This is a genomic window from Streptomyces fumanus (assembly GCF_014655295.1).
Classification (GTDB): Bacteria; Actinomycetota; Actinomycetes; order Streptomycetales; family Streptomycetaceae; genus Streptomyces; species Streptomyces fumanus.
This window is the reverse complement of the sequence record NZ_BNBI01000004.1, coordinates 51,627-74,242: the sequence shown is the minus strand read 5'-3', so window position 1 is coordinate 74,242 and position 22,616 is coordinate 51,627. Positions and strand designations below refer to the sequence as shown.

23 protein-coding genes are annotated in these 22,616 nt (G+C 75.1%); 4 read left to right on the top strand and 19 right to left on the bottom strand.

What is annotated here, in order from left to right; genetic code table 11:
• Nucleotides 1-89: 89 nt before the first annotated feature.
• Nucleotides 90-1,037, top strand: a complete 948-nt coding sequence (locus tag IE316_RS09830) for an AraC family transcriptional regulator (protein WP_190203820.1) — start codon at nt 90-92, stop codon at nt 1,035-1,037.
• Nucleotides 1,038-1,085: 48 nt separating this feature from the next.
• On the opposite strand, the gene IE316_RS09825 is transcribed toward IE316_RS09830, so the two are convergent.
• A complete protein-coding gene (locus IE316_RS09825) occupies nt 1,086-2,021 on the bottom strand; it encodes a LysR family transcriptional regulator (RefSeq protein ID WP_190203819.1) in 936 nt (311 codons plus the stop codon).
• Nucleotides 2,022-2,146: 125 nt separating this feature from the next.
• Here IE316_RS09825 and IE316_RS09820 point away from each other — a divergent pair, with 125 nt between their 5' ends.
• Nucleotides 2,147-3,391 (top strand): MFS transporter, encoded by a 1,245-nt coding sequence (locus IE316_RS09820; protein ID WP_190203818.1) that lies wholly within the window; start codon nt 2,147-2,149, stop codon nt 3,389-3,391.
• 73 nt (nt 3,392-3,464) lie between these two features.
• Here the strand turns inward: IE316_RS09820 and IE316_RS09815 are convergent, their stop codons facing one another.
• On the bottom strand, nt 3,465-4,793 hold the full coding sequence (locus tag IE316_RS09815; RefSeq protein ID WP_190203817.1) for a DEAD/DEAH box helicase: 1,329 nt from the start codon (nt 4,791-4,793) through the stop codon (nt 3,465-3,467).
• Between the two features lie 124 nt (nt 4,794-4,917).
• Entirely contained in the window at nt 4,918-5,565 is a 648-nt protein-coding gene (locus tag IE316_RS09810) for a TetR/AcrR family transcriptional regulator (protein ID WP_190203816.1), read from the bottom strand.
• Between the two features lie 152 nt (nt 5,566-5,717).
• Between IE316_RS09810 and IE316_RS09805 the strand changes: the two genes are divergently transcribed.
• Complete coding sequence (locus tag IE316_RS09805) at nt 5,718-7,199, top strand: DHA2 family efflux MFS transporter permease subunit (protein ID WP_190203815.1); 1,482 nt, start codon at nt 5,718-5,720, stop codon at nt 7,197-7,199.
• Between the two features lie 34 nt (nt 7,200-7,233).
• Nucleotides 7,234-7,629, top strand: coding sequence for a helix-turn-helix domain-containing protein (locus IE316_RS09800; RefSeq protein WP_190203814.1), 396 nt, complete (start codon nt 7,234-7,236; stop codon nt 7,627-7,629).
• A 57-nt stretch (nt 7,630-7,686) separates the two neighbouring features.
• On the opposite strand, the gene IE316_RS09795 is transcribed toward IE316_RS09800, so the two are convergent.
• From IE316_RS09795 to IE316_RS09720, 16 genes are read right to left on the bottom strand one after another with little or no spacing between them, the layout of a single operon-like run.
• On the bottom strand, nt 7,687-8,883 hold the full coding sequence (locus tag IE316_RS09795; protein WP_190203813.1) for a cytochrome P450: 1,197 nt from the start codon (nt 8,881-8,883) through the stop codon (nt 7,687-7,689).
• Nucleotides 8,880-10,106: an NAD(P)/FAD-dependent oxidoreductase gene (locus IE316_RS09790; RefSeq protein ID WP_190203812.1), complete on the bottom strand. Its 1,227-nt coding sequence runs from the start codon at nt 10,104-10,106 to the stop codon at nt 8,880-8,882. Before IE316_RS09790 ends, IE316_RS09795 begins: the two co-directional genes overlap by 4 nt.
• A complete protein-coding gene (locus IE316_RS09785) occupies nt 10,103-10,306 on the bottom strand; it encodes a ferredoxin (RefSeq protein WP_190204184.1) in 204 nt (67 codons plus the stop codon). The genes IE316_RS09790 and IE316_RS09785 overlap by 4 nt, the downstream gene beginning before the upstream one ends.
• Nucleotides 10,307-10,329: 23 nt before the next feature.
• Nucleotides 10,330-11,211, bottom strand: coding sequence for a TIGR03621 family F420-dependent LLM class oxidoreductase (locus IE316_RS09780; protein ID WP_190203811.1), 882 nt, complete (start codon nt 11,209-11,211; stop codon nt 10,330-10,332).
• A 35-nt stretch (nt 11,212-11,246) separates the two neighbouring features.
• Nucleotides 11,247-11,858 carry an NADPH-dependent FMN reductase gene (locus tag IE316_RS09775; RefSeq protein WP_190203810.1) on the bottom strand — a complete coding sequence of 204 codons (612 nt, stop codon included), beginning with the start codon at nt 11,856-11,858 and terminating at the stop codon, nt 11,247-11,249.
• The gene (locus IE316_RS09770; RefSeq protein ID WP_229910303.1) at nt 11,858-13,063 is read right to left on the bottom strand and encodes an MFS transporter; all 1,206 of its coding nucleotides are present in this window, start codon (nt 13,061-13,063) and stop codon (nt 11,858-11,860) included. The genes IE316_RS09775 and IE316_RS09770 overlap by 1 nt, the downstream gene beginning before the upstream one ends.
• On the bottom strand, nt 13,056-14,072 hold the full coding sequence (locus tag IE316_RS09765) for an LLM class flavin-dependent oxidoreductase (protein ID WP_190203809.1): 1,017 nt from the start codon (nt 14,070-14,072) through the stop codon (nt 13,056-13,058). Before IE316_RS09765 ends, IE316_RS09770 begins: the two co-directional genes overlap by 8 nt.
• A 2-nt stretch (nt 14,073-14,074) precedes the next feature.
• Nucleotides 14,075-14,236, bottom strand: a complete 162-nt coding sequence (locus IE316_RS09760) for a hypothetical protein (protein WP_190203808.1) — start codon at nt 14,234-14,236, stop codon at nt 14,075-14,077.
• Nucleotides 14,237-14,272: 36 nt separating this feature from the next.
• The gene (locus IE316_RS09755; RefSeq protein ID WP_190203807.1) at nt 14,273-16,225 is read right to left on the bottom strand and encodes an SDR family oxidoreductase; all 1,953 of its coding nucleotides are present in this window, start codon (nt 16,223-16,225) and stop codon (nt 14,273-14,275) included.
• Nucleotides 16,222-17,160, bottom strand: coding sequence for an aromatase/cyclase (locus IE316_RS09750; RefSeq protein ID WP_190203806.1), 939 nt, complete (start codon nt 17,158-17,160; stop codon nt 16,222-16,224). Before IE316_RS09750 ends, IE316_RS09755 begins: the two co-directional genes overlap by 4 nt.
• Before the next feature lie 35 nt (nt 17,161-17,195).
• Nucleotides 17,196-17,978, bottom strand: coding sequence for a 3-oxoacyl-ACP reductase FabG (fabG, locus tag IE316_RS09745; RefSeq protein WP_190203805.1), 783 nt, complete (start codon nt 17,976-17,978; stop codon nt 17,196-17,198).
• Between the two features lie 29 nt (nt 17,979-18,007).
• On the bottom strand, nt 18,008-18,283 hold the full coding sequence (locus IE316_RS09740) for an acyl carrier protein (protein ID WP_190203804.1): 276 nt from the start codon (nt 18,281-18,283) through the stop codon (nt 18,008-18,010).
• 14 nt (nt 18,284-18,297) lie between these two features.
• Nucleotides 18,298-19,521: a ketosynthase chain-length factor gene (locus IE316_RS09735; RefSeq protein ID WP_190203803.1), complete on the bottom strand. Its 1,224-nt coding sequence runs from the start codon at nt 19,519-19,521 to the stop codon at nt 18,298-18,300.
• On the bottom strand, nt 19,518-20,798 hold the full coding sequence (locus IE316_RS09730) for a beta-ketoacyl-[acyl-carrier-protein] synthase family protein (protein WP_190203802.1): 1,281 nt from the start codon (nt 20,796-20,798) through the stop codon (nt 19,518-19,520). Before IE316_RS09730 ends, IE316_RS09735 begins: the two co-directional genes overlap by 4 nt.
• Complete coding sequence (locus tag IE316_RS09725) at nt 20,795-21,121, bottom strand: TcmI family type II polyketide cyclase (RefSeq protein WP_190203801.1); 327 nt, start codon at nt 21,119-21,121, stop codon at nt 20,795-20,797. The genes IE316_RS09730 and IE316_RS09725 overlap by 4 nt, the downstream gene beginning before the upstream one ends.
• Nucleotides 21,122-21,151: 30 nt before the next feature.
• Nucleotides 21,152-22,615 carry an FAD-dependent monooxygenase gene (locus IE316_RS09720; protein ID WP_190203800.1) on the bottom strand — a complete coding sequence of 488 codons (1,464 nt, stop codon included), beginning with the start codon at nt 22,613-22,615 and terminating at the stop codon, nt 21,152-21,154.
• Between the last annotated feature and the right edge of the window lies 1 nt (nt 22,616).

Genomic DNA, 22,616 nt, shown 5'->3' with positions numbered 1-22,616 from the left:
GCGCTCACGGCCCCGCGCGCACCCGGCCGTCCCGGACGTTCTCGTAGGCGGGAGCCGGATCCGCTGGGCAGTCGTCTACCTTGGGCGGGGTGGACGTGTTCAGTGATCTGATCCGCGGGGTGCGGGCGCACGGGTCGTTGTTCGGCAGTTCGGCGCTGCGCCCGCCGTGGGCGCTGCACTTCGTGGACGGGGCGCCGCTGACGCTGTGCACCGTGCTGGGCGGGGACGGCTGGATCGTGCCGGAGGGCGGGCCGCCCGAGCCGCTGCGGGCCCGGGAGACGGTCGTCGTGCGCGGTCCGACGACGTTCATGTTCGTCGACGAGCCGGGCACCCGGGCCGAACCGGTGGCGTGCGGGGAGCACTGTGCGACGCCCGAGCAGGGCGGGACCCGGCACCGGCTCGGCTGGCACGACGGCCACGGCGAGGGGGCGACGACCCTGATCGTCGGGGCGTATCCGGTGCGGGGCGCGATCAGTCACCGGCTGCTGGACGCGCTGCCCGTCGTCCTGCGGGTGGGCGGCGGGGGCACGGCCGACCCCGTGCTGGACCACCTCGCCGCCGAGGTCGCCGTCGACGCGCCGGGGCAGCAGGTGGTGCTCGACCGGCTGCTGGACTGGATGCTGGTGTGCACGCTGCGCGAGTGGTTCGACCGGCCCGGCGGCCAGCCCCCGGCGTGGTGGGCGGCCCAGCGGGACCCGGTGGCCGGGGAGGCGCTGCGGCTGCTGCACGCCGAGCCGGCGGCACCGTGGACGGTCGCGGCGCTGGCGGAGCGGGTCGGGGTGTCGCGTTCGACGCTGGCGAAGCGGTTCGCCGAGCAGGTGGGCGAGCCGCCGCTGACCTACCTCACCCGCTGGCGCATGACGCTCGCGGCGGACCTGCTGGCGGAGCGGGAGTCCGCGACCGTCGCCAACGTCGCCCGCGCGGTGGGCTACTCGGACCCGTTCGGGTTCAGCGCGGCGTTCAAACGGGTCCGGGGCACCAGCCCGAGCGAGTTCCGGCGTGCCGCGGTCCTGGCCGGGGGCCGGGAGCGGGGGTGAGCCGCGGGACCTCGCCGCGGGGGACGAGCGCGCCCGGTGGCGGGGGATTCAGCGCCGGAGGGCCCAGTCCGGGGTCCAGGTTTCCCCGGTGGCCCGGCCGGCCGTGGCGGTGGCGAGGTGGGCGCGGAGGGTGGCCAGGGCGGGGTGCGGGTTGTCGCGGTGCCACAGCAGGCAGTGCGGGTAGACGGGCGTCGGGTCGGTCACCGGGACGCGGCGCAGGCCGTGCCCGGCGGGCCAGACGAGGCGGGTCCGGCCGCCCATGAAGGTGGCCAGGGCGGGGGTGTCGGCGATGGTGTCCAGCAGCGCGTCGGAGCCGAAGTTGGGCCCGGTCGCCTCGATGGTCAGGCCGAACTCGGCGACCAGGTCGTCGTAGTAGGCGGCCCACTCGGTGCCGGGGACGGCACCGGGCATCCAGATCCGGTGCCCGGCCAGCTCGGCGAGGGGCACCGAGCGGGCGCCGGCCAGCGCGTGCCCGGGGCCGGTGAGCAGGTCGAGCGGCTCGTCCAGCACCCGGACGGCGGCGATGTCCTCGGGCAGGGGCCGGCCGGGGGCGGCGACGGCCCGGAAGGACGCGTCGATGGTGCCGGAGCGGATCGCGCCGACGGCCGTGTCGATGTCCCAGAGCATCACCACGTCGAGGTCGATCCCGGGGTGCGCGCGGTGGAAGTCGCGCAGCAGTCCCGCCTGCGCGCTGCGGGAGGCGATCACGTCGACGCGCAGCGGGCGGCGGCCGGTGCGCACGGAGGCGACCGCGCGGTCGGCGACCCGGAGCAGTTCCCGCGCGTGCGGCAGGAACGCCTGCCCGTCGATGGTCGGCCGGACGCCGCGCGGGGTGCGGGTGAACAGCCGCACCCCCAGCTCGCGTTCGAGCGCGGCGACGCGCTTGGAGACGGCCTGCTGGGTGACGGCCAGCTCGGCGGCGGCCTCCTGGAACTGTCCCGCGTCGGCGGCGGCGACGAAGGTCCGCACGGTGTCGAGGTCCATCCCGGCACCCTAGGGGCACAACCGGTGGTTGTGGCCGCCGGGTCCGCGGTTGTTTGATCTGCGGCTCCGGTGCCCGGTTCGATGCTCCCGGTCGCGGGTCGGTTGTACGGATGGAGGGTGCCGGGATGGGGAGCGGGAAGCAGCCGGGGCGGTCGCTGGGGTGGCTCCGGGCGGCGTACGGGACCAGCGCGCTCGGCACCTGGCTGGCCTTCGGGGCCTTCCCGCTGATCGCGATCCGGGTGCTGCACGCCGGGCCGGCGCAGGTCGCGGCGCTCTCCGCCGCGGGGTCGGCGGTGGGCGCGGCCGTGGCGGTGCCGCTCGGGCCGTGGGTGGAGTTCCGCCGCAAGCGGCCGGTGCTGATCGCGACGGACCTGGTGCGGTGCGCGGCGCTGCTGACGGTCCCCGCCGCGTACGCGCTCGGGGTGCTCACCTTCGTCCAGCTCCTGCTGGTGTCGGTGCTGGTCGCGGCGGCCGACATCACGTTCCGCGCGGCCTTTGGGGCGTATCTGAAGACCCTGCTGCCCGCCGAGGACCTGCTCCTGGCCAACGCCCGGTTCGAGTCGACGGCCTGGACGGCGACGATCGTCGGGCCGCCGCTGGGCGGTGCGCTGATCGGGCTGCTCGGGCCGGTGGCGACGGTGGTGGCCGACGCGGTCAGCTATCTGCTCTCCGCCCTGGGCATCCGCGCGACGGACGGACGGGAACCGCGCCCACGGCCCCGGCCGGCCGCGCGGATGCGGGCCGGGGAACTGCTGGACGGCTGGCGGTACCTCCTCGCCGACCCGGTGCTGCGCCCGCTGTTCCTCAGCACCGCCGTCTTCAACGGCCTGGTGATGGCCACCCAGCCGCTGCTGGCGGTGCTGATGCTCGGCCCGCTGGGGTTCGCGCCGTGGCAGTACGGGCTCGCCTTCGCCGCGCCCTCGGTCGGCGGGCTGCTCGGGTCACGGCTGGCCCGGCCGCTGGTCACCCGGTTCGGATCGCACCGGGTCCTGGTGGGCTCCGGGGCGCTGCGCGCCCTGTGGCCGGTCGGCCTGGCCTTCCTGGGGCCGGGTACCGGCGGGCTGCTGCTGGTGATCGGCGTGGAACTCGCGCTGATCCTCTGCTGCGGGGTCTTCAACCCGGTCTGCGCCACCTGCCGCCTGGAGCGCCTCCCGGCCGACCGGGTCGTACGCGCCCTGTCCGCCTGGTCGGTGACGGCCAAGGCGTCGACCGCGCTGCTGACCGCCCTGTGGGGCGTACTGGGCGGAGTGCTCGGCCCGCGCACGGCCATCGGCCTGGCCGGCGTCCTGCTGCTGGCGACCCCACTGCTGCTCCCCCGCCGCCCGGCACCGCTGCCCGCCGGGCCGGAGCCGGCCCCGACCCGCAGGTGACGTCGCGCCCCCGGGCACGGTGGCGCGGCCCCGACCCGCAGGTGAGGTCGCGCCCCGGGGCACGGTGGCGCGCTCAGCGGCCCTTGCGTACCCGTGCCGCCGCCCGCGCCTCCGCCGTCCGGCGGGCCTCGGCGGTCCGGCGGGACTCCTTCGCCGGGCGGCCGGGGCGGGTGCCCAGGCCCCGGAAGGGCGCGTCGCCCCCGCTGCCCCGCCCGCCGGCCGGCGGGCGCCTCGCCCCGGTGAGGTCGGTCAGCCGCTGCTCGCCGGAGCGCACCTGGGTCACCGCCGGGCGGACTCCGGCCTCGGACATCGTCCGGTTGGCGTCGCGCCGCTGGTCGGGAGTGACCAGGGTGACCACCTTGCCGGACGCCCCGGCGCGGGCGGTGCGTCCGCCGCGGTGGAGGTAGTCCTTGGCGTCGGCGGGCGGGTCGACGTTGACGACGAGGTCGAGGTCGTCGACGTGGATGCCGCGGGCCGCCACGTCGGTGGCGACCAGCACGGTGGTCGCGCCCTCCCGGAACCGGGCGAGGGTGTGGGTGCGCTGCGGCTGCGACTTGCCGCTGTGCAGCGCGCCGGCGGAGATCCCCGCGGCCCGCAGATGACGGGTGAACCGGTCGACGCCGGCCTTGGTGTCCAGGAACATCAGCACCCGGCCGTCCCGCGCGGCGATCTCGGTCGCCGTCGCGTACTTGTCGGCGGGGTGCACGACCAGGACGTGGTGCTCCAGGGTGGTGACCGCACTCTCCCCCGGGTCGACGGCGGCCAGGACCGGGTCGTGCAGGTGGTCGCGCACCAACTGGTCGACGTCGCCGTCGAGGGTGGCCGAGAAGAGCAGCCGCTGCCCGTCGGGGCGGACCCGGCCGAGGAGGTCGGCCACCTGCGGCAGGAAGCCGAGGTCGCACATCCGGTCCGCCTCGTCGAGCACCGTGACGCGGACCCGGTCCAGATGGCAGTCCCGGCGGGAGACCAGGTCGGCCAGCCGTCCCGGGGTGGCGACGACGACCTCGGCACCGGCCCGCAGCGCCGCCGTCTGCCGGTTGGCGGACAGGCCGCCGACCACGGTGGCCAGGCGCAGCTCCAGCGCCCGGGCGTACGGTTCCAGCGCGTCGGTGACCTGCTGGGCGAGTTCCCGGGTGGGGACCAGGACCAGGGCGAGCGGGCGCTTCGGCTCCGCGCGCACTCCCGCGGTCCGGGTGAGCAGGGCGAGCCCGAAGGCGAGGGTCTTGCCGGAGCCGGTCCGGGCCCGGGCGAGGACGTCCCGGCCGGCCAGCGCGGCGGGCAGGGCCGCCGCCTGGACGGGGAACGGCTCGGTGATGCCCAGGCCGGTCATCGTCGTCAGCAGGGCCGCGGGGAGTCCGAGCGCGGCGAAAGAACCGGTCGTGGGCGGCGGCTTCGCGTTCATGGGCAGACCTTCCTGAGGGGGCGCCCGGAACGCGCCGGGGTCCGTGCCTGCTGGCACGGACCCCGGCGGTGTCGAAGCGTGCCCCCAGTTTACCAGCGAGTCCGCGCGGCGGGCCGGGACGCGGTCACCGCGGATCGGCGGCGTAGGCGCGCAGGAAGGTGTCGACGGCCGACTCGGCCAGGGCGCGCAGCTCCGCGGCGGTCAGTTTGCGGGTGCCGAGCCGGGAGCGGGTCTCCAGCGGGCCGGTGACCAGGGCGAGCAACTGCTCGGCGGCCACGGCCGGGTCGCAGGGGCGCAGTCGGCCGGCCAGGGTGAGCCGGGCGAGCCGGTCCGCCATCGCCTCGGCGATGCGGACCGACGTACAGCCCTGGACGATCTCGATGAGGTCGGGGAAGCGGGCCACCTGCGCGTAGGTGAGCCAGCGCAGGGAGCGCGAGCGGCGGTCGCAGCAGGAGCGCGCCAACTGGTACGCCACCTCGTTCATCGTGGCGCGCAGGTCCTCGCCGGGTGAGCGCATCCGGTCCAGGGTGGCGATGTTGCCGTCCATCACCGCGTGCGCGGCGGCGGTGAGGGTGGCCCGGAACAGGGTCTCCTTGTCGGTGAAGTGGTTGTAGACCGTCGGCTTGGCGACGCCCGCCCGCTCGGCGATCTCCTGTACCAGCGCCTGCGCGTAGCCGTGTTCGGCGAAGACGTCGAAGGCCGCGTCGAGGATCGCCTGCCGTTTGTCGATGCGCCCGCGCGGGGCCGTCCGTACTGCCGCTGCCGATGCCATGCCCCCAGGGTAGCCGCCGACCGCTCGAACTGAACCGACGGATTCAGTCTTCCGAACCGGACTGTTTCTATCCTCGTAGGATTGCTAAATTGAACCCGCTGGTTCATATTGAACCGGCGGGTTCAGTTAGTGCGACTGTCCGGGAGACGATGATGACCACCCCTTCCACCCCCTTGGACCAACGGCTCGACCCGGCCTTACGGCGCATGATCGGGGTGATCCTGGTCGGCGGGATCATGGGCATCCTCGACGGGTCCATGACCGCCGTGGCCGTGGACACCCTGTCCGAGCGCTTCGACGCCACGCTGAGCACCACCGGCTGGGTCTCGACCGGCTATCTGCTGGCGCTGACCGTGACCATCCCGGTCACCGCGTGGGCGGTGGAGCGGGTGGGCGGCCGGCGGCTGTGGCTGTTCGGACTGGTGCTGTTCCTGGCCGGATCGGTCGCCTCGGGACTGTCCTGGAACATCGGCAGCCTCATCGTGTTCCGCGTGGTCCAGGGCGTCGGCGCGGGCATCCTCGATCCGCTGATGCTCACCCTGCTGGCCCGCGCGGCCGGTCCCACGCAGGTCGGCCGGGTGATGGGGATCATGGGCATCGTCGGCTCCACCGGCCCGGTGCTCGGCCCGATCGTCGGCGGTCTGATCCTCCAGGGCCTGGACTGGCGCTGGATGTTCTTCGTCAACGTGCCCATCGTCGTGGTCGCCTTCGTCCTGGCCCGGCGGACCCTGCCCGTCGACCCGCCCGGCACGGGCACGGCGGCCGGGAGGCTGGACGTGCTGGGCGTCGCGCTGATCGGCCCCGGTGTGGCGTCCGGCGTGCTCGCCCTGTCGGAGGTGGCGCAGCGCGGCTCGTTCACCACCTGGCAGGTGCTGCTGCCGCTGGCCGCCGCCGTGGTCCTGCTCGCCGGGTACGCCGCGCACGCCCTGCGGGAGAGCGGGCAGCCGCCGCTGATCGACCTCAGGCTGTTCACTCGGCGCAGCTTCACCGCGAGCGTCGTCGCGGCGGCCGTGCTGGGCCTGGCCACCTTCGCCAGCATCTTCGTGATCCCGCTGTACTACCAGCAGGTGCGCGGCTACGGCGTGTTCGAGTCCGGGCTGCGGCTGGCCCCGTTCGGAGTGGGCTCGGCCCTGGTGATGCCGCTGGCCGGGCGGCTCTCCGACCGGTGGGGCTCGCGCAACCTGGCCCTGGCCGGGGCGGGAGTGGCGCTGCTCAGCTCGCTGGCCTTCAGCCGGTTCGACGCGGGGACCGCCCCGCTGTGGCCGCTGCTGGCCGCGTTCACCCTGGGGATCGGCACCGGCTCGGCGGGGGCGCCGGTGATCGGGTCGGTCTACCGGACCCTGCCGCCGCGGCTGGTGCCGCAGGGCAGTTCGGTGCTGTACATGCTCAACCAGTTGGGCGCGTCCATCGGTATCGCGGTGGTGGCGCTGCTGATGCAGAACGCGGGCGCCGACGATCCGCGCTCCGGTTTCCGGCACGCGTACCTGGCCGTGGTGGCGGCGCTGGGCGTCATGGTCGTCGCCAGCCTGTTCATCCCGGGACGCGCGGACGCGGTGCCGCCGGCCGGAGACGGGCCGGCCGGGGACGCCGAGCCGGCCGCCCCGCCCGTGGGTTCGCACCGCACCGGCGAGTGACCGCCGGGCAGAGGCAGAAGGTGAGGGAGAAGAGGTGACGACCTCGACCGAGCGGACCGCCGGGCGCGCGCAGGCGGCCCCGTCCGAGCAGTGGCTCGACATCCTGCTGGCGCCCGACCGGGAACGGCTGACCGTGGCCGAGGTCTGCCGCCGCCACGGCATCTCCCGCAAGACGTTCTACGTCTACCTCGCCCGCTACCGCACCGAGGGCCCGGCCGGTCTCGCCCCGCGCTCGCGCCGGCCCCGGAACTCCCCGGCCCGCACCGCCGGCGAGATCGAGGCGCTGGTGGTGCGGATCCGCGACGAGCGGCCGCGGTGGGGCGCCCGCCGCATCCACAACGAGCTGGTGCGGCGCGGGGTGGCCGGGGTGCCGGCCGTGTCCACCGTGCACGCCATCCTGCGCCGCACCGGGCGGCTGACCGAGGCGTGAGCGGCGAACAGCCGGGCGGGGTGCCCCCATGGACACCCCGCCCGGCGCCGCCGTGCGCTACCAGGCCACCGGAAGCCGGGCCACCCCGAAGACCAGCGCGTCGTTCCGGTACCGCACCGCGTCGCCGTCACCGGCCAGGCGCAGTCCGGGCAGGCGGCGCAGCAGGGCGGGCAGCGCGATCCGCAGCTCCAGCCGGGCCAGTTGCTGCCCGATGCACTGGTGGGGGCCGTAGCCGAAGGCCAGATGGGGCACCGGGGCACGCCGTACGTCGAGCCGGTCCGGCGCCTCGGGCACCAGGGCGGTGCCGTGGTGGGCGGCGAGCGTGGAGAGCAGCACCCGCTCCCCCGCCTTGACCGGCCGGCCGCCCAGGTCGAGGTCGGTGGCGGCCTGCCGGACCAGCGGCGGGGCGACCGCCAGCAGCCGCAGCAGTTCCTCGACCGCCGAGGGCGCGGCCTCCTCGTCGTCCCGGACGATCGCGAGCTGGTCGGGTTCGCGCAGCAGCGCCAGGGTGCTCAGCCCGATCATGGCGGTGACGGTCTCGTGGCCGGCCACCAGGATGCTGTTGCCCATCCCGATCAGTTCGTCGTCGCTCAGCTCGTCGCCGTGCCGGGCTATCAGGTCGCCGAGGATGTCGTCGCCGGGCTCGGCCCGCCGGCGGCGTACCAGCTCGCCCATGTAGGCGGCCATCGCGGCGAAGTTCTCCAACTGGGTCTCCAGCGAGCCCGACGCGTCGGTGCCGGTGGCGCTGCGGCGCTGGATGCCGTCGCGGTCCTCGGCCGGGATGCCGAGCAGTTCGCAGATGACCAGCAGCGGCACCGGGCCCGCGAACGTCTCGATCAGGTCGGCGCCGGGGCCCGCCTGCTCCAGCGCGTCCAGTTGCTCGTCGACCACCCGCCGGATCGCGGGGGCCAGCGAGCGCACCCGCTTGACGGTGAAGGCGCCGGAGAGCATCCGCCGGTAGCGGGTGTGTTCGGCGCCGTCGTAGTTGAGGAGGATGCCGGGCTGGTTCATCACCGTGCGCGGGCCGGTGCCGTCGAAGGCGAACCCGGCCTCGTAGCGGGGGTCGGCGAGCGCCTGGCGGACCTCCTCGTACCGGGTGACCAGGACGGCGTCGAACTCGCCCAGTTGGGGATTGGACGTGCGCACCCGGGGCAGGTCCGGCTCCTGGTCGCGGAGGCGTTCGAGTTCCGGGTGGGGGCGGAACGGGCAGCGGTCGGGGCGGCGGTTGTGCGGCATGGGCACGGCGGCGGTCATGGGTCTCCTGTCAGCGTCGTCGTCGGGGTCGTCGCGGTCGTCGAGGGGGGTGCGGGGGCGGGCGCGACGGCCGTGAGCAGGGCCCGCGCGGTGCGCAGCCGGCCGGGGCTGTTCCATCCGACGACGCCCACCAGGCGTCCGCCGGTCACCGCGTGGGCGACGAACTTCCGCTCCCGCAGCGAGCCTTCGGCGATCCGGACCGCGGCGCCGGCGGGCACGGTCCCGTGCACCTGGATCCGGGTGCCGAACTGGTCGGTCCAGACGTACGGCACGGGCCGGTAGGGGCCCCGGGCCGCGCCGAGGAGTTCGGCCGCCACGTACAGGCCCTGCTCGGTGGCGTTCGTACGGTTCTCCAGGCGCACCCCGCGCGTGCCGGGTCCGGCGCCGAAGCGGGCGACGTCACCGACCGCGTACACGTCGGGCGCGGCGCGGCAGCGGTCGTCGCAGACCACGCCGTCGTCCAGGGTGAGTCCGCTGCCCGCCAGCCAGTCGGTGGCGGGCCGGCCGCCGACGGCGACCACGACGGCGTCGGCGGGCAGCACCGCCCCGGACGCCGTGCGCACCCCGGTGACCCGGCCCGCCTCGCCGGTGAGTCCGGTCGCGGGGGTGTCGGTGAGCAGGCGTACGCCGTGCTCGGTGTGGAGGGCGGCCAGTTCGGCGCCGAGCGCGGGGCCGAGCAGCCCGAGCAGGGGGTGGGCGGCCGGTTCCACCACGGTGACCTCGCGGCCCAGGCCGCGGGCGGTCGCCGCGATCTCGCAGCCGAGCACGCCCGCGCCGACGACCACGACCCGGCGGGCGGCGAGCAGACCGGCGCGCAGCCGGGCACTGTCGCCGAGGCTCCGCAGGGTGTACGCCCCGGCCACCGGCGGCCGGCCCGGCAGACGGCGGGCGTGCAGGCCGGTGGCGAGGACCAGGGTGCGGTAGCCCAGGACCGTGCCGTCGCGCAGGGTGAGGCGGTGGCCCGGCACATCGAGCGCGGCGGCCTCGGCGCCGAGCCGCAGGTCGGCGCCGAGGGCGTCCAGTTCGGCCCCGGTGCGCAACTGGGCGCGCTCGGGCGGCCAGCGGCCGTCGAGCACCTGCTTGGACAGCGGGGGCCGGTCGTAGGGCGGTTCCCGTTCCCGCTCCAGCAGGGTGATGGTCCCGGTGAAGCCGTGCCGGCGCAGTCCCTCGGCCACCGCGAGCCCGCCCGCCGAGGCGCCGACCACCAGCACGTCGGCGGTCACGACGGTGCCCGCAGGACGCGGATGACCGCGGCCGGGCAGAGCAGCGCGGCCTCCCGCACGGTGTCCTGGGCGGTGGCGGGCGGCCGGGGGTCGAGGAGGACCACGACCCCGTCCTCCTCGCGCTGGTCGAAGATCTCCGGGGCGGCGACGACGCAGTGCCCGGCGGCCACGCACCGGTCCTCGTCCACGGCGATCTCCAGCGTCGCGCCCTCCTGCGGTGCGCTCATCGCAGTTCCTCGATGACCTCGGCGAACGCCTCCATCTCCGGTTCGAGCACGCTGAAGTAGCTCAGTCCGTACTTCTCCCGCCGCCGCAGCAGTTGGTCCGCCCGCTCCTTGGGCGAGCCGACCAGGACGGACGGCAGGTCGGCCAGTTGCCCGGGGGCCAGGTCGTTCTGCCACACGTCGGTGACGGTGCCGGACGGCAGCGACGGCAGCACCCGGTGCACGGGGATGTTCAGCTCCACCCGCGGGGCGCGGTCGCCGAGCAGGGCGTGGACCTCGTCGATACGGGCGGTGATCTCCTCGGGGCCGCCCAGCTTCAGCCCCTCGCCGTCGCGGACGGGGGCGGTGCCGGTGAAGCCGACGATGTCGGCGTGCTCGGCGGCCAGCCTCAGCACCCGCGGGCCCCGGCCGGCGATCAGGATCGGGGGGCCCTGGGGGCGGACGGGGGGCGGGACGGTGTCCGGGGCGGCGAAGGTCTCGCGCAGGGCGCGGACGGTGCGTTCGAGGTGGTCGACGCGTTTCCCGGCCGGCACCCAGGGCAGTCCGGCCCGGTCGAACTGGGCCTTGTCGTACCCGGCGCCGAGGCCGATCTCCAGCCGGCCGCCGGTGTGGTGGTCCAGGGTGGCGATCTCCCGGGCCAGGACCGTGGGCCGGTAGAAGACGGTGTTGAGGACGAGGGTGCCGATGCGGATCCGCTCGGTGGCCTCGGCCAGCAGGGCGGCGGTCGCCAGCGGCGCGGGCATGCCGAGGTGGTCGGAGACGGAGACGACGTCGTAGCCGAGCCGCTCCGCCTCGCGGGCCTTGGCCACCCAGTCGGCCCGGGTGGCGGGGGTGAACAGGACGAGGCCGAACCGCAGGGGCCGGTCGTAGGGGCTGGTCACGGGTGAACCCTTCTGTCGGATGCCACGGGCCGGGCTCAGCGCTGGTAGGGACGGGCGGTGCGGGCGGCGCGCAGGGCCTCGCCCCACCACACCAGGCGGTCCAGGAGGGTCTTGGCCGCCACCTCGCTGTCCTCGGCGTCCCGGGGGGCGTCGCCGTCGAACCGGTTCCACACCTGATGGAAGATCAACTGTTCGCGCAGCGGTACGGCGTGCAGTTCGGTGAAGACGTGCCGCAGGTGGGAGACGGCCCACAGGCCGCCGCTCATCCCGCCGTAGGAGACGAAGCCGACCGGCTTGGCCGCCCACTCGTCGAAGATCCAGTCGATGGCGTTCTTCAGCGCCGCGGGGAGGGTGTTGTTGTACTCGGGGGTGACGACCACGAACGCGTCGGCGCGGCCGAGGCGTTCGGCCAGGTGTCCTCGCAGGTCGGCGGTGGCCCGGTCGGGCGGGTCGCCGGGGGTGGCCTTCTCCAGCGGCAGCGGGTAGTCGACGAGGTCGACCAGGTCCACGGTGACGTCCTCGCGCTGCCGGGCCTGGCCGGCGAACCAGCGGGCGACGGTCGGCCCGAACCGTCCGGGGCGGATGCTGCCGATGATGACGGCGAGGTGCAGCGGGGGTGCGACGAGGGGGGTCGGTCGGTCGGTCATCAGGGGGCTCCCTTGGGGGTGCGGCCGCGCAGGCCGGTGAGCGAGACGGCCAGGCCGGCCGCCTGGACGAGCACGAGGGCGAGCAGCGCCGGCCGGTGGCCGGAGCCGTGGGTGAGCAGGGCGGCGGCCAGCGGCAGCGTCACCACGCCGCCCGCCTGCACACCGGTCTGGTACACCGGCACGGCCGCGCCGCGCGCCTCGGCCGGCAGGCCCCGGGTGGCCTGGAGGTTCAGCGCGGCGAAGGACAGCACGAACGCCACGCCCACCAGCAGCAGCGTCGGCAGCAGCCCGGTGGCGTACGAGGCCGGCTCGGGGCGCAGCAGGAGCAGCAGCAGTCCGGCGAGGGCGGCCCCGGCTCCGGCGGCGATCGGCCCCGCGGTGCCGAACCGGCCGGTGAGCCGGCCGGCGAACGGCACGGACACCGCGAGCGGGACGCAGGCCGGCAGCAGCGCGAGGGCGAGCTGCCAGGGCCGCCAGCCGAAGCGGTCCGCCGCGTGGAAGGTGACCAGGAGCAGCAGGGCGGCGTAGCTGCCGTTGAGGGTGGCGGCGCCCAGCGTGGAGCGGAGCAGGCCGCCGTCGCGCAGCACCGCCGGGCGCAGTTGGGGCGGTTCGCGGCGGGAGGTGCGCGGGACGACCCGCAGGCCCCAGGCGAGCAGGGCGAGGGCGACGGGGGCGGGGAAGAGGAAGGTCCAGTGCCAGCTCACCGGGGTGAGCAGGCCGGACAGCAGCAGGCCGAGGGTGAACCCGGCGGCGCCGAACAGGGAGTACACGGAGACCGCCCGGCGCAGCGCGGGCCCGTCCGGGTAGGTGGCGGCGATCAGCGCCAGCCCGGCCGGGGCGGTGAGCGCGGCGCAGCCCCCCTTGACCAGCCGGGCGGCGATCAGCACCCAGAGGGTGTCGCTGACCCCGCCGGCCACCGAGGCGGCGGCGAAGACCAGGAGCGCGGCGAGGTAGCAGCGGCGCAGTCCCCAGCGGGCGGTCAGGCGGGGGCCGAGCAGCAGCACGGCGGCGAAGCCCAGGGCGAAGCCGGTCATCAGCCACTGCACGGCCCACACCGACCGGCCGAGGTCGGCGGCGATCGACGGCAGGGCGACGAGCACCACGGACACCTCGACGGCGTCCAGGACCATGTTGCCGGAGAGCACGAACAGCAGGCGCCGGTCGCCGGCGGCCGTGCGGGCGGGGGCGAGGCGGGCCTCAGCCACGGGTGGGCACCCGGGCGGTCGCGGTGTCGGCGGCGGCCCGCTCGGCGAGCAGGGCGGGCAGCCGTTCGCTGATCAGCTCGATGTTGCGGACGACCAGGTCGTCCGGCATGCCCGCGATGCTCGCCCAGAAGATCAGGTGCCGCACCGGCAGCCCCCGGACGCGCTCGTATATGCGGGTGGCGGCGTCCTCGGGGGTGAGGATCTCCAGCAGCGACCAGGAGCCGTCGGCGGCGGGCGGCTGCGGGAAGTCCCCGGCCTTCAGCAGCGGCGGCCGGGGCAGGTCGGTGCCCTCCACGGAGCCCTGCTGGTAGGTGTTCATCTGGTGGGCCAGGTGCGGGGCGACCCGGGGCCAGGCGGCCTCGGGGTCGTCGGCGAGGATGACCGGCAGCAGGTCCGACACCCGGGCGGTGTCCGGGTCGTGGCCGCCCTCGGCGAGGCCCTCCCGGTAGGGGACGTACGTGCGGTGGTTGATGTGCAGCAGTCCGACGCCGAGCCGGCCGGCCAGGCGGGCGCCGCGCGGTCCGTAGAAGCCGCCCCACAGCGGGACCGGGGACTGCAGCGGGCCGGGGGTGATGCCGCCCTCCTCCCAGAGCCGCCGCACCTCGCGGATGTTGGCCTCGACCTGGCGGAAGCGCCGGTCGAAGTCGGCGCCGAACAGCCGGTACTCGGGCACCCGGTAGCCGGCGCCGAAGCCGATCTCCAGCCGGCCGCCGCTGATCAGGTCGACCAGGGCGGCGTCCTCGGCCAACTGGGCGGGCCGGTGCAGGTTGGGCAGGACCACGGCGGTGCCGATCCGGACCCGGCGGGTGCGGGCGGCCGCGGCGGCGGCGAAGGTCAGGGGCTGCGGCAGGTAGCCGTCCTCGAAGAGGTGGTGTTCGGTGAACCACACCCCGCCCGCGCCGCGCCGGTCGGCCTCCTCGACGTACTCCAGCGAGCGGGCGTAGTGGTCGGCCCACGGGCGGTGCCAGGCCGCGGGGTTGCGCAGGTCGAAGAGCAGTCCCACGTCCATCGTCAGGTCTCCGTTCGCAGCAGGGGCGGGCGGGGGGCGGGGGCGGGGCGGCGCAGCGGGGTGGTGAACACCCGGGCGACCAGGGCCCGCAGATCGCCGGGCTCACCGGGGTCGCCCGGGTCGTCCGGGCGGTCCTCGAAGCGGGGGTACGGCACGGTGGTCATCGGTGGTCGGGTCCTTCCTGGTCCTCGGTGCGCCGGTCAGCCCAGCAGCGTGCCGCCGGTGGCGTCGATGAAGGCGCCGGTGACCCAGCGGGCCTCGTCGGAGGCGAGGAAGGTCACCACGTCGGCGACGTCGTTCGCCTCGCCGACCCGCTTGAACGCGGACAACTGGGCCATCTGCGCGACCGCTTCGGGGATGTCGAACAGGTCGCTGCCGTTGTTGGTGACGCCGGGGGCGACGCTGTTGACGGTGATGCCGCGCGGCGCGAGGTGCCGGGCGAGGTGCAGCGAGAGCTGTTCGATCGCGCCCTTGGTCATGGCGTAGGCGACCTGGTCGGGGCTGGCGAAGCGGGTGAGCCCGGAGGAGATGTTGATGATCCGGCCGCCGTCGCGCAGCAGCGGCAGCGCCCGCTGGACGACGAAGAACGGCGCCTTGGCGTTGACGGCGAAGAGCCGGTCGAAGTCCTCGGGGGTGACGTCCTCCGGCTGCACCCCGGCCGGGGTGGTGACGCCCGCGTTGTTGACGACGATGTCCAGCGCGGCCTCGCCGGTGCGTTCCTTCAGCCCCTGTTCGACGCCGAGGAACAGTTCGTGGGCGTCGCCGGGGACGCCGAGTTCGGCGCGGACCGCGAAGGCCCGGCCGCCGTCGCTCTCGATCGACTCCACCGTCTCGCGGGCCGCGTCCTCGCCGGTGGCGTAGTGGACGGCGACGAGCGCGCCCTCCTCGGCGAGCCGCCGGGCGACGGCGCGGCCGATGCCCCGGCTGGAGCCGGTCACCAGCGCGGTCTTCTGGGTCAGCCTGCCCATGGGGGAACTCCTCTTCTTCGTCGTCGTCTTCTTCGTCGGTGCCGTCCCGGCCGCGGGTGCCGGGTCCGGTGGCGGGGCGAGCCCGCTGATACGGCGGGCCAGGTGGCGGCGGACCGGCCCCAGGTCGAGCAGCTCGGCGAAGAGCCGGCGCACGGGTTCCACCTCCGGCCCGCCCAGCAGCAGGTACGACTGGGCCTGGATGTCGGTCAGGGTGCGGGTGCCGACCGGGCGGCGCTCCCGGTCGTAGGCGTCGAGGTCGGGGACGGGCGCGGTGAGGTGGGTGCCGAGGGCGGCCGCGTCCTGGAGGCCGAGGTTGAGCGCCTGGCCGCCGACCGGCATCTGCGCGTGGGCGGCGTCGCCGGCCAGGGCCACCCGGCCCCGGGCGTAGCGGGTGGCCTGGCGGCGGGTGTCGTCGAAGGCGTTGCGCCACAGCGGCCGGCCGTGCCGGATGTCCTCGCCGGTCACCTCGGCCCAGGCGGCGGCGATCTCCTCGTAGGACGGGGGTGCGGTGCGCTCGGCGGGGGCGGCGCCGAAGACGTGCACCATGACGCGGGTGCTGCCGTCCGGCCAGCGGTGCGCGGTGGCCAGGCCGCGCGGGTGGCGTTCGAAGCGGCGGTCGGGGATGTCCAGTCCGGCGACATCGGCGCGGAGCATCTCGCGGCGGGCGGCGCGGCCCGCGAAGCCGAAGCCCGCCAGACGGCGGACGGTGCTGTCCTCGCCGTCGCAGCCGGCCAGGTAGGCGCAGGTCAGCCGGGAACGGTCGCCGTCGGGGCCGACGGTGTCCACCTCGACCCGGGTGCCCAGGTCGCGCAGGGCGACCACGCGCCGGCCGCGCCGGAGGTCGGCGCCCAGTTCCACGGCGCGTTCCGCCAGGACCGCCTCCAGCCTGGTCTGCGGGCACTTCCACTGGCCGGCGTGCCGGTGCGCCGGGTCGGCGGCGGCCAGGTCCAGGCGCAGGCCGCCGAAGTGGCCGGGGCCGCCGTCCGGCAGGGGGCCGAGCCGGTCCAGGACGCCGCGTTCCTCCAGCAGTTCCATGGTGCGGGCGTGCAGGGTGGACGCCCGGGACTCGGTCATCGGCTCGGTGCGCTGCTCCAGGACCACCGTGGGCACGCCCCGGGCCCGCAGGTCGCCGGCGAGGAGCAGGCCGGCGGGGCCCGCTCCGACGACGGCCACGGTGGGGGTCAACGCCGTTCTTCCGCGTAGCGCTTGGCGTGTTCCAGGGTGGCGCGGCTGTTGGCGCCGAGCGCGTCGCGGATGAAGGTGCGGGCCTCCGGTATCCCGGCGTCGGGGCCGAGGACGGTGGTGATGGTGTCGGGGTTGAGGACGACGGTGTGCTGGGAGGTGGCGGTGACGGTGCCGTCGGGGCCGGTGCGGAAGTCCCACCGGCCGGTGTGCAGGGTCATCAGGGCGGGCAGCGTGGTCTGCTTGTAGACGATGCGGTGGTGCGGGAAGCAGACCCGTACCGACTCGGTGGTGTGGGTGGAGCCGTCGACCGCGCGGGTGTCCATGCGCAGCACCTGGAGGCCGGGGGTGTCCTCGGTGAGGGTGACGGTGCTGACGTGCGGCAGCCGTTCGGTCCAGCGGTCGGCCTCGTTGACGAAGTCGTACAGGTCCTTGGCGGAGCCGTCGACCTGGACGGAGTCCTCGAAGGAGAGGGTGAGTTCGGTGGTGCGGGAGGTCTCCTCCAGGCCGGCCTTGACGCCGGGCAGTTCCTCGCGGCTGTTGCGGTCGACGGCCCGGTCGATCCAGTCCAGGCCCTCGGGGTCGTCGTCCACCGCCCGGTAGGTGTGCAGCAGCCGCAGGTACGTCTCCCGCTCGCCGCGCGGTTCGGCGATCCAGGTGCCGCTCATCTCGGCCACCGGCGGGGCGGAGACCTCCTGGCGGAAGGTGATGCGCAGCCCCTCGGGGTCCAGGTCGCGGCGGGAGGTCCAGTTCTTGGCCTCGCCGTTGGCGGTGGCCCAGATCCGGATGCGCTCCTTGGTGCCTTCCCGTTCCAGGTACTCGACGTACACCGAGGGCGGGAAGAGGCGCGGCCAGTTCTCCACCTCGGCGAGCAGCCGGTAGACCTCGGCGGCCGGGGCGTGCACGGTGATCGCGTGCTCGGCCTCGCGGACGGTCATCGTGAACTCTCCTTCATGGCAGGGGGGTCGGGCGGTCAGAAGTTGCCGAGGCCGCCGCAGACGTTGAGGGCCTGCGCGGTGATCGAGGCGGCGGTGTCGGAGGCGAGGTAGCCGACCAGCCCGGCGACCTCCTCGGGCGTGGAGTAGCGGCCGAGGGGGATCTTGGCCTGGAACTTCTCCAGGATGGCGTCCTCGGTGGTGTCGTAGGCGGCGGCGTACCCGGCGCGCACCCGCTGGGCCATGGGGGTCTCGACGTAGCCGGGGCAGACGGCGTTGACGGTGATGCCGGTGGGGGCGAGTTCGTTGCCCAGGGCCTTGGTGAAGCCGACCACGCCGTGCTTGGAGGCCGAGTAGGGGGCGCCCAGGACGACGCCCTGCTTGCCGGCGGTGGAGGCGATGTTGATGATCCGGCCGCGGTCCTTGTGGCGCATCCCGCCGGTGGTGAGGACCTCGCGGGTGACCAGGAAGACGCTGGTGAGGTTGGTGGCGAGGACGTCGTCCCACAGGTCGTCGGGGAGGTCGGCGGTGACGCCGCCGCCGCTGCGGCCGGCGTTGTTGACCAGCACGTCGATCGGGCCGTACCGGGCGACGGCCGCCCGCACCACGGCGGTGATCTGCTGCCGGTCGCGGACGTCGCCGGTGGTGCCGTCGGCGTCCAGGCCCTCGTTCTGCAGGGTCTTGACGGTGTCGGCGACCGCGGTGGCGTCCCGGGCGCAGAGGAAGACCCGGTGGCCCTGCTGGGCCAGCAGCCTGGCGGAGGCCAGGCCGATGCCGCTGGTGGCGCCGGTGACCAGGGCCACCCTGGCGTTGTCGGTCATGTGTCCGTGTCCTTTCGCGGCGGCCGGTGTCACGGCCGGACGGTGCCGGCGGCCGACAGATGGGTGTTGACGAGGTCGACCAGGGCGCGCGGGGTGTCGGCGGCGGCGAAGGCGTCCTCGTCGAGGCTGATGCCGTAGGTCCGCTCGATGTGCCCGGCGGTCTCCAGCAGGGCGAGCGACTCGTAGCCGAGGTCCTCGAAGCGCAGGTCGTCGATGTCGCCCTCCAGGGCGGCGGCGTCGTCGGTGCCGGCGGCCTGGAGCAGGACGTTCTTGAGGTCGGTGAGGGTGAATGCGGTGGCAGCCATGAACGGCCCTTCCTTCAGGGGGTGTCGGCGGCCCGCACGACCAGGGCGGAGTTGAAGCCGCCGTGGCCGCGGGCGAGGACGAGGGCGGCGCGGACCGGGGCCGGGCGGGGGGCGCCGGTCACCAGGTCGATGTCGTAGGCGGGCGAGGGCAGGGAGTTGGTGGTCGGCGGGATCACGCCGTCCCGGATCGACAGCAGCGCGGCGGCCGTGTCGAGCGGGGCGGCGCCGGAGTAGAGCCGGCCCGTGGTGGTCTTCGGCGCGGTCACCGGCACGCCCCGGACACCGAACACCTTGGTGATGGCCTCGGCCTCGGCCCGGTCGAGGTCCGGGACGGCGGCGGCGTCCGCGAAGACCACGTCGATGTCACCGGCGTCCAGTCCGGCGTCGGCGAGGGCGAGTTCGACGGCGTGCTGGAGGGTGGGGGCGCGGTCGCTGCCGGGGCGCGGGTCCACGCTGGCGGCGTGCCCGGCGATCTCCCCGTACACCCGGGGGGCGCCGCGCTCGCGGGCGTGTCCGGCGTCCTCCAGGACCAGCAGCGCCCCGCCCTCGCCGGGTACGTGCCCGGCGGCGCGTTCGTCGAAGGGCAGGTAGGCGCGCTCGGGGTCGTCGGCGGTGCTGAGCCGGCCGCTGGTCAACTGGGCCACCCAGCCCCACGGGCAGATCGAGGCGTCGACCGCGCCGGCGATCACCGCGGTGGTGCCCTTGCGGATCTGCCGGCGGGCCTGGGCCAGGGCGTCGAGGCCGCCCGCCTGGTCGCTGACGACCACGCTGCTCGGTCCGCGCAGCCCGCCGCGGATGGAGATCTGGCCGCTGTTGACGGCGTAGAACCAGGCGAACGACTGGTAGGCGCTGACGTACTGGCCGCCCTTGCTCCACAGGGCGCGCAGTTCGTTCTGTCCGAACTCGAAGCCGCCGGAGTGGCTGGCGGTGATGACCCCGACGTCGTACTCGGGCAGGTGGGCGGGGTCGAGGCCGGCGTCGGCGAACGCCCAGTCGGCGGCGACCAGCGCCAGCCGGGTCATCCGGTCGGTCTGCGGCAGCAGCCGGCCGGGCAGGTGGGCGGCGGCGTCGAAGCCGTCGATCTCACCGGCCAGGCGGGACGGGTAGGGGGTGGGGTCGAAGCGGGTGACCCGGCGGATCGCGCCGCGGCCGGCGAGCGTGGCCGCCCAGTACTCGTCCACGCCCAGGCCGGTCGGGGCGGTCACACCGAGTCCGGTGACCAGGGTGCGCCGGGTCATCGGGACCTCCGCTCGGGGTCGGCGAGCACGATGGCGCTCTGGAACCCGCCGAAGCCGCTGCCCACCGACAGCACCGCGTCGGTGAGCTGGTCCCGGGCGGTCAGCGGCACGTAGTCCAGGTCGCACTCGGGGTCGGGGGTGTGCAGGTTGGCGGTGGGCGGCACCACGTCGTTGGCGATGGCGAGCACGGAGGCGGCGATCTCGATGGAGCCGATCGCGCCCAGCGAGTGCCCGATCATCGACTTGATGGAGCTGACCGGGGTGCGGTAGGCGTGCTCGCCGAGGCTGCGCTTGAACGCGGCGGTCTCGTGCCGGTCGTTCTGCTTGGTGCCGGAGCCGTGGGCGTTGACGTAGTCGATGTCCTCGGGGTTGAGCCGGGCCTCGTCGAGGGCGACCCGGATCGCCTCGGCCATCTCCTTGCCGTCGGGGCGCAGCCCGGTCATGTGGAAGGCGTTGGAGCGGGTGGCGAACCCGGCGACCTCGGCGTAGATCCGGGCGCCGCGGGCCCGGGCGTGGCCGAGTTCCTCCAGGACGAACACGGCGGAGCCCTCGCCGAGGACGAAGCCGTTGCGGCTGGCGTCGAAGGGCCGGGAGGCGTGCTCGGGGTCGTCGTTGCGCGGGGTGGTCGCCTTGATGGCGTCGAAGCAGGCGACGGTGATGGGCGAGATGGGGGCGTCGGTGGCGCCCGCCACCATCACGTCGGCGGTGCCCTCGCGGACCAGGTCGGCGGCGTGTCCGACGGCGTCCAGGCCGGAGGTGCAGCCGGTGGACACCACGGTGGCCGGGCCCTCGGCGCCGACCGCCCAGGCGACCTCGGTGGCGAAGGAGCTGGGCACCATGTACTGGTACAGGTGCGGTACGGCGTAGGTGTGGTCGACCAGTTCGAGGCGGCCGCCGTCGGAGACGGTGCGGTACTCCTGGTCCAGGCCCATGGTGGCGCCGACCGCGCTGCCGATGGTGACGCCGGTGCGGCGCGGGTCGACGGTCTCGAAGGCCAGTCCGCTGTCGGCGACCGCCTCGCGGGCGGTGACCACGGCGAACTGCGCGGCCCGGTCCATCCGCCGGACCTCCTGCGGGGAGAGCCCGGAGAGCACGGGGTCGAAGTCGACCTCGGCGGCCACCTGCGAGCGGAACGGCGCGGGGTCGAACAGGGAGATGCGCCGGGTGGCGGTGCGGCCGTCGGTGAGCAGGTTCCAGAAGGCTTTGGCGCCCTGTCCGCCGGGGGCGGTGACGCCGATGCCGGTGATGACGACGCGCCGCGCGGACGGTGCGGTCATCGGGCGCTCCACTCGTAGAAGCGGTGGGCCATGGCGTCCGCGGGCGAGCGCCAGGTGGCCGGGTCGTACGCCTCGATGTACGGCTTGAGGTCCTCGCTGATGGCGATGAACCGCGGGTCGGTCTTGGCCTCCTCGATCCGGCCGGCGCCGTCGTCGCCGTCGAAGTCCTGGAGGTGGAAGTAGAGCCCGCGGTAGCTGAACAACTGCCGGCGCCGGGTGCCCATCCGGCCGGGCATCTCGGTGCGGTCGAAGGCGCCGAAGAGACCGGCGACGTGCTCGGCCGACTCCGGTGCCATCCGGGCGACGATCAGGGTGCTGTGCATGGTTCTCCTTCTGCTTCCTGTGGGGCCGGCTCAGCGGGCCGGGCCGAACCAGCGCTCCAGCGCCGTCGGCAGGTCGTGGTGGCTGCCGGGGGCGGCCCAGGCGACGTGGCCGTCGGGCCGTACCAGGGCGGCCGTGGTGCGGTGCAGGGGGCTCTCGCCGGGGACCTCGCGCGGGGTGGCGGTGACGATGTCGACGCGGTCGGTCCAGGCGTGGGCGCGGCGGCGCAGGGTGGGGTTGTCGGTGAGGTCGAGCAGCAGGCCGCGGCCGGTGCGCAGCAGTTCGGTGCTGGTGCGGCGCCGGGTGCCGTGGTCGAGGGCGAGGCGGGGCAGCCGGGCGCCGAGCAGGGGGTGCGGGCCGGCGCCGACGTCGTAGCGGATGTCGAGGCCGCTGACCCGGGCGGCGAGGTGGCGGGAGACCTCGGTGTGGCCGAGGAGTTCGGTGAGGACCTCGCGGAGCGGGGCCACGTCGTCGCCGCCGAGGATGAGCAGGCTCTGCGCGCGGGTGCTGGTGAGCAGGGTGCGGCCGACGGGGTGGCGTTCGCTGTGGTAGGTGTCCAGCAGGCTGTCGGGGGCGGTGCCCTTGACCACGGCGGCCAGCTTCCAGCCGAGGTTGACGGAGTCCTGGACGGAGGTGTTCATGCCCTGGCCGCCGGCCGGGAGGTGGACGTGTGCGGCGTCGCCCGCGATCAGGGTCCGGCCGCGCCGGTACTGGGTGACCTGGCGGGCGGCGTCGGTGAAGGCGCTGACCCAGACGGGTTCGGCGGCGGAGATGTCGGTGCCGGTGAGCCGTTTGAAGACGTCGGCGACCTCGCCGAACTCCGGGGGGCCGGTGCGCCGGACGGGGGGTGTGCCGCGTTCGGCGGCGATGACGCGGGTGATGCCGCCGGGCAGCGGGGCGATCATGACCAGGCCGCCCGCGGAGGGGTCGGCGGTCATCTTGGGCGGCAGGTCGACGCCCCGGACGTCGGCGAGGTACAGCTCGGTGGTGGCGGGGGTGCCGGGGAAGTCGAAGCCGGCCAGGCGGCGGACGGTGCTGCGGCCGCCGTCGCAGCCGACGACGTACCGGGCGCGCAGCGCGGTGGGGGCGCCGTCGACGGTGACGCTGACCCCGTGGGCGTCCTCGGTGAGGGCGGTGACCTCGTGGCCGCGCCGGATGTCGGCGCCCAGTTCCCGGGCCCAGGCTTCCAGCACGGTCTCGGTGCGGGACTGCGGGACGGTGCGGGCGGCGCCGTGCGCGGCGCCGAGAACGGTCAGGTCCAGCGGCAGTCCGCCGAAGTGGCCGGCGGTGCTGGTCTCGATGTCGCCGAAGCGGGGCAGCAGGCCGCGCTGGTCGAAGACCTCCATGGTGCGCACGGTGAAGCCGATGCCGCGGGACTCGCCGGTGCGTTCCGCGAGGCGTTCCAGCACCAGGACGTCGACGCCGGCCAGGCGCAGTTCCCCGGCCAGCATGAGTCCGGCGGGTCCGGCGCCGACGACGATGACGGAGGCGTCCATA

Bases quoted from the DNA above. Each gene is read 5' to 3' on its own strand.
- IE316_RS09825 (WP_190203819.1), bottom strand. From the start codon at position 2,021: ATGGACCTCGACACCGTGCGGACCTTCGTCGCCGCCGCCGACGCGGGA.
- IE316_RS09820 (WP_190203818.1), top strand. From the start codon at position 2,147: ATGGGGAGCGGGAAGCAGCCGGGGCGGTCGCTGGGGTGGCTCCGGGCG.
- IE316_RS09815 (WP_190203817.1), bottom strand. From the start codon at position 4,793: ATGAACGCGAAGCCGCCGCCCACGACCGGTTCTTTCGCCGCGCTCGGA.
- IE316_RS09810 (WP_190203816.1), bottom strand. From the start codon at position 5,565: ATGGCATCGGCAGCGGCAGTACGGACGGCCCCGCGCGGGCGCATCGAC.
- IE316_RS09805 (WP_190203815.1), top strand. From the start codon at position 5,718: ATGACCACCCCTTCCACCCCCTTGGACCAACGGCTCGACCCGGCCTTA.
- IE316_RS09795 (WP_190203813.1), bottom strand. From the start codon at position 8,883: ATGACCGCCGCCGTGCCCATGCCGCACAACCGCCGCCCCGACCGCTGC.
- IE316_RS09775 (WP_190203810.1), bottom strand. From the start codon at position 11,858: ATGACCGACCGACCGACCCCCCTCGTCGCACCCCCGCTGCACCTCGCC.
- IE316_RS09765 (WP_190203809.1), bottom strand. From the start codon at position 14,072: ATGGACGTGGGACTGCTCTTCGACCTGCGCAACCCCGCGGCCTGGCAC.
- IE316_RS09760 (WP_190203808.1), bottom strand. From the start codon at position 14,236: ATGACCACCGTGCCGTACCCCCGCTTCGAGGACCGCCCGGACGACCCG.
- IE316_RS09750 (WP_190203806.1), bottom strand. From the start codon at position 17,160: ATGACCGTCCGCGAGGCCGAGCACGCGATCACCGTGCACGCCCCGGCC.
- fabG (WP_190203805.1), bottom strand. From the start codon at position 17,978: ATGACCGACAACGCCAGGGTGGCCCTGGTCACCGGCGCCACCAGCGGC.
- IE316_RS09740 (WP_190203804.1), bottom strand. From the start codon at position 18,283: ATGGCTGCCACCGCATTCACCCTCACCGACCTCAAGAACGTCCTGCTC.
- IE316_RS09735 (WP_190203803.1), bottom strand. From the start codon at position 19,521: ATGACCCGGCGCACCCTGGTCACCGGACTCGGTGTGACCGCCCCGACC.
- IE316_RS09730 (WP_190203802.1), bottom strand. From the start codon at position 20,798: ATGACCGCACCGTCCGCGCGGCGCGTCGTCATCACCGGCATCGGCGTC.
- IE316_RS09725 (WP_190203801.1), bottom strand. From the start codon at position 21,121: ATGCACAGCACCCTGATCGTCGCCCGGATGGCACCGGAGTCGGCCGAG.
- IE316_RS09720 (WP_190203800.1), bottom strand. From the start codon at position 22,615: ATGGACGCCTCCGTCATCGTCGTCGGCGCCGGACCCGCCGGACTCATG.